Below are 5,557 nucleotides of genomic sequence, written 5' to 3'. Positions count from 1 at the left end.
AGACTTATCTGGAGATCCTAATGCTGTTTGGGACTCTAGGTATGACACCCAGGATGTAAGCAGACAAGGGCAGCTTTGTGGAGCTAGTAAACAAGAGAACTGTATTCAGTTCCGAGTTAAGTTGCATCCCAACTCAGGTGGTTTAGCACTGGCCATTGTGGCAGGCCCGAAGCCAGACGGTTCTATGACGTATCGCCTGAACAATGGTAGCGATGCATGTAATGGGCGAGTAGCAACAATTGGGCAACCTATTTGTGCAGAAGGAGTTGGCCCACATATTATCACGCTGTGTATGCCAGGTCAGGCAGGACATGAATATAAGTTGATATCGACTGCCGCATTCAATCCAATGCCCGATGCTTCCGTTACAATGGGCTGCGCTGCTATACTTAACGCTCCTGCTTCTTTTCTGGCTGGTACTGTTACCTGGACAGATAAATCGAATCAGGGGTATGAAAGATTTTTGAGTGACCGCTACGCAACTAACCCAACTGTAACACCGGACGCAACTGCACCAGCTTATGTGGATTATATAGTGAGCGGTAATTCCAATGCTTCAGAGTGTACTAACATACCTTATTCTGATGAAGTAAGGGTATACTTCTACCCTGAACCTGTCGTCACGGTTGGCCCTAATCCCGCCATTATTTGCCCCGGCGGGAGCGGGGTGCTGCTTACAGGGAATGTAACGGGTGGGGATCAGGCTGCCGGTTTTGACTACTTTTGGTATGGACCGGGCGGCAGTGTGGTGTCCAATACTATAAGCTACACCGCTACTTCTATTGGCACTTATAAGTTTGCGGCTGTACCGAAAAATTCATTCAACTGTAAAGAGTTCTCAGCCACTGTTAATGTAGTGAACAACCTCACGGCCAATGCCGGGCCGGATCAACTTGTTTGCGCGCAGGGCACCGCGCAACTGGCCGGCACCGTTACGGCGGCTACTGGTGGGATCTGGAGTGGGGGATCGGGAACATTTTCGAACAACACCGCGCTGAATGCAATTTATACGCCATCTGCTGCTGATATAAATGCCGGTTCCGTTCGCCTCACACTGACCTCAACGGGCAACGGCTCCTGTAATCCTGTAAAGGATGACGTGCTGATCACCTTTTACTCCATGAACGTGAACCTGACCGGCACGCCTGTCATCTGCAACGGCACGCTGGGTACGATCACCGCGAACGTAACAGGCGGCCAGGGAACGGTCAGGTATCGCTGGAGTAGCGGCGAAACCACTGCCACCATCAGCAACAAACCTGCCGGTACCTATACTGTTACCGTCAACGATGGCAAAGGATGTGCTGTCGTCAAATCATTTACGGTGACGGAAGTAACCGGGCCTTCTGATTTTGCGGCAAGTACCAAGAATCCAACCTGTGGTGCCAGCAATGGTACCGTCACCGTAGGTGTGGTGACAGGCGGTACTGCTCCTTATAGTTATAGCAAAGACGGAACAACCTATCAGACCACTACTTCCTTCGCCAACCTGGCACCGGGTGCTTATTCGATCCGGGTGAAAGATGCGAATGGCTGTATTGTTTCCAAATCTTTTACCCTCACCGATATTCCAGGTCCTACGGCGGTAGCGGCTTCGGCTCTGCCTGCCAGCTGCGCCGATAACGACGGCACCATTACGGCAGGAGCGGTCACAGGCGGAACAGCCGGCTATACCTATTCCATCAACGGCACGACTTTCCAGGCGGGAACTACCTTCTCCGGGCTGGCTTCGGGAACCTATACCCTGACGGCTAAAGATGCCAACGGTTGTATCATCACTACTTCAGTGACGGTAACGAAAGTGATGCCGACCGACTTCACGGCCACGGCTGCTGCTTCTACCTGCGGCAACCCCAATGGTACGATCACAGTGGGAACCGTAGCCGGTGGAACCGCTCCGTATACCTACAGCAGAAACGGCGGTACCTACCAGACAGATAACAGCTTTACCGGTCTGGCTTCCGGCACCCACCTCATCCGGGTAAAGGATGCCAGGAACTGTATTGTCGAGAAGCAGGTGGTGGTAACGAATATTGCCGGCCCGACTAATCTGACAGCTACGCTTAAGTCCTCTACCTGCGGTAACCCCAACGGCGAGATCACGGTTGCAGCGGTGGGCGGAACTTCGGGCTATTCCTACAGCAAAGACGGGGTGAACTTCCAGCCGTCGGGTACATTCACTGGCCTGGCTGCCGGCTCACATACCTTTACCGTGAAAGACGCCAAAGGCTGTACATTCACGAAAGCTTTCACCCTCACCAACATCGCGGGTCCTACAGCGGTGGCAGCTTCGACACTGCCGGCCAGCTGCGCCGATAACGACGGCACCATTACGGCAGGAGCGGTCACAGGCGGAACAGCCGGCTATACCTATTCCATCAACGGCACGACTTTCCAGGCGGGAACTACCTTCTCCGGGCTGGCTTCGGGAACCTATACCCTGACGGCTAAAGATGCCAACGGTTGTATCATCACTACTTCAGTGACGGTAACGAAAGTGATGCCGACCGACTTCACGGCCACGCCTGCTGCTTCTACCTGCGGCAACCCCAACGGCACCGTGACGGTGAGCAATGTAGTGGGCGGAACGGCTCCCTATTCCTACAGCAAGAACGGCACGACGTTCCAGACTTCGGCTACGCTGACCGGCTTTGCGGCTGGCCCGCATACCATTACGGTGAAAGATGCCAGAGGCTGTACTTTTGCCAAGCAGGTGACCGTGACAAACATTGCCGGTCCATCTGACCTTGCAGTTACGGCAGCGTCTTCTACTTGCGGCAACCCCAACGGTACCATTACTGTGGGAGCCGTAACCGGTGGTACGTCTACCTATACCTATTCCATTGATGGCACCAATTACCAGACATCCAAAACCTTCACTGCGCTGCCAGCCGGCGACTACCAGGTAAGGGTGAAAGATGCCAATGGCTGCGTTTATACAAAATCAGTAACAATTCAGAACATTGCCGGCCCGGGCCTCACTGTGGCAGCGCAGTCTTCTACCTGCGGCAGCAGCAATGGCCAGATCACAGCTACGGTATCCGGTGGCACGGCACCATTCAGGTATAGCAAGGATGGTACGAACTTCCAGGACGCAGCTGTTTTCAATAACCTGGCAGCAGGGAGCTATACCATTACCGTAAGAGATGCCAATGGCTGTCTGCAAACGGCTTCGGTGGGGGTGACCAACATCGCGGGCCCAACCAACCTCAGCCTGGCAAGCACTTCGAGTACCTGCGGCGCCAGCAACGGCAGCATCCGGGTGAATGGAACAACAGGCGGAACCGCTTCCTATACCTATTCCCTGGATGGCACCAACTTCCAGAGCGCTACTACTTTCGGATCGTTGCCGGCCCGGGAGTATACGGTGACCGTGAAGGATGCCAATGGCTGTACTTTCTCTAAGAAAATAACCGTCAGCAACATCGCCGGACCAACTGACCTGACGGCAACGGTGAAAGCCTCCACCTGTGGCGCCACTAACGGGCAGTTTACCATCAGTGCCGTAACCGGAGGTACCTCCGCCTATATCTACAGCATTGACAATACCAACTTCCAGACTTCTTCTACTTTCAGCGCACTGAACGCAGGCACTTACCAGGTAACCGTGAAAGACGCCAACGGCTGTACGTACACTGAAGCTGTGGTCGTGCCGGATATTGCGGGTCCGAGCAACTTTACAGTAGCCGCTCAGACTACGAGCTGCGGGCGTAACAACGGCAGCATCCGGGTGACAGCAGTTACCGGAGGCACCGCTTCCTATACCTACAGCAAGGACGGCACGAACTTCCAGACTTCGGATACCTTCGCAGCGCTGATAGCGGGTACCTATACCATCACGGTGAAGGATGCCAATGGCTGTATCTTCGCCAAAACAGTGGTACTAGATGATGTAGCCGGTCCGACTGACTTTGCGCTGACCACCAAGTCCTCTACCTGCGGCAACCCCAACGGCACCATCACCGTCGGAGCGGTAACGGGTGGCACGGCCTCCTATACCTACAGCAGAAACGGCACGACTTTCCAGAATAGCAGCACTTTCACGGCACTGGCAGCAGGCACTTATACCATCACCGTAAAAGATGCCAACGGCTGTACGTTTGCCAAGCAAATAGAATTGACCAATACCCCTGGCCCAACAGACTTTGCGGCCAACGCAACCTCCACCACCTGCGGCGCCAGCAACGGCGAGTTGACAATAACAGGTGTAACGGGCGGAACTTCGGGCTATACCTACAGCAAAGACGGGGTGAACTTCCAGAATTTGGCTACTTTCACAGGGCTGGCAGCTGGTGCACACACCATCACGGTGAAAGATGCCAATGGCTGTACCTTTGCCAAAGCCTTCACGATTACCAATATCGCTGGTCCTACGGCGGTAGCGGCCACGACGCAAGCGGCCAGTTGCGCCAATAACGACGGCTCGATCACCGTCGGAGCGGTAACAGGCGGCACCGCTTCCTATACCTATTCCATCAACGGCTCTACTTTCCAGGCAGGCACTCTATTCTCAGGGCTGGCTTCGGGTACCTATACCGTGACAGCAAAAGATGCGAACGGCTGTATCGTAACCAGGTCGGTCACGGTGAGCAAGAACATCCCGACAACTTTTGCCAGCACAACAGAAGCCTCTACCTGCGGCGCTGCCAACGGTACGATCACAGTGGGAACCGTAACAGGCGGGTTTGCACCTTATACCTACAGCCAGGACGGCGTAACCTTCCAGACATCCACTACCCTCACCGGTTTCCTGGCCGGTACGCACACCATCACCGTGAAGGATGCCAAAGGCTGTGTTGTGTCGCGCCAGGTGACTGTGACAAACATTGCGGGTCCGTCTGCGCTGGTGGCTTCCGCTACTGCCTCGACTTGTGGCAACCCCAGCGGATCGCTGATCATAACGAATGTGACCGGTGGAACAGCTCCTTATACTTATAGTAAGGATGGGGCGAACTTTCAGGCTTCCGCTACTTTCACTGGTCTGACAGCCGGTGATCACACCATCACGGTGAAAGATGCCAATGGCTGCGTGTATGCCAGGGAGTTCTCGGTAACGGATGTGGCCGGACCTGCCTTCGCTGCAACGCCGCAGTCGACTACCTGCGGTAACAGCAACGGGCTGATAACAGTAAGTAGCGTAATCGGCGGAACAGCTCCTTTTACTTATAGTATAGACGCAGCTCCTTTCCAAAACAGCAACACGTTTACCGCACTGGCAGCAGGCACTTATAGCATCTCCGTAAAAGACGCCAACGGTTGTGTGGCTACTCAATCCGTTGAAGTAACGGATATCGCGGGACCAACCGGCCTGACGCTCGCCAGCACTTCCTCTACCTGCGGTAGCCGTAATGGCACCATCACCGTGAACGCAGTGACCGGTGGCACGGCTCCCTATACCTATTCCCTGAACGGTACCACTTTCCAAAGCGGCGCCACTTTCGGGGCAGTACTTGCTGGCACTTACACGATCACCGTGAAAGATGCCAATGGCTGTATCTTCACGAAAGAAGTAACTGTGGACAACATCGCCGGTCCAACCGATCTGGCTGCTACGACC

General features: G+C 54.5%; 1 protein-coding gene. It reads left to right on the top strand.

Annotation, left to right across the window (positions count from 1 at the left end; genetic code table 11):
* Positions 1-292: 292 nt before the first annotated feature.
* A partial coding sequence (locus tag OB13_RS16385) for a beta strand repeat-containing protein (RefSeq protein WP_461491255.1) occupies positions 293-5,557 on the top strand: 5,265 nt, incomplete at its 3' end.

The organism is Pontibacter sp. HJ8 (assembly GCF_054824225.1).
Note: the sequence above shows the minus strand (reverse complement) of the source record. Positions and strands in the feature narration are given on the sequence as shown.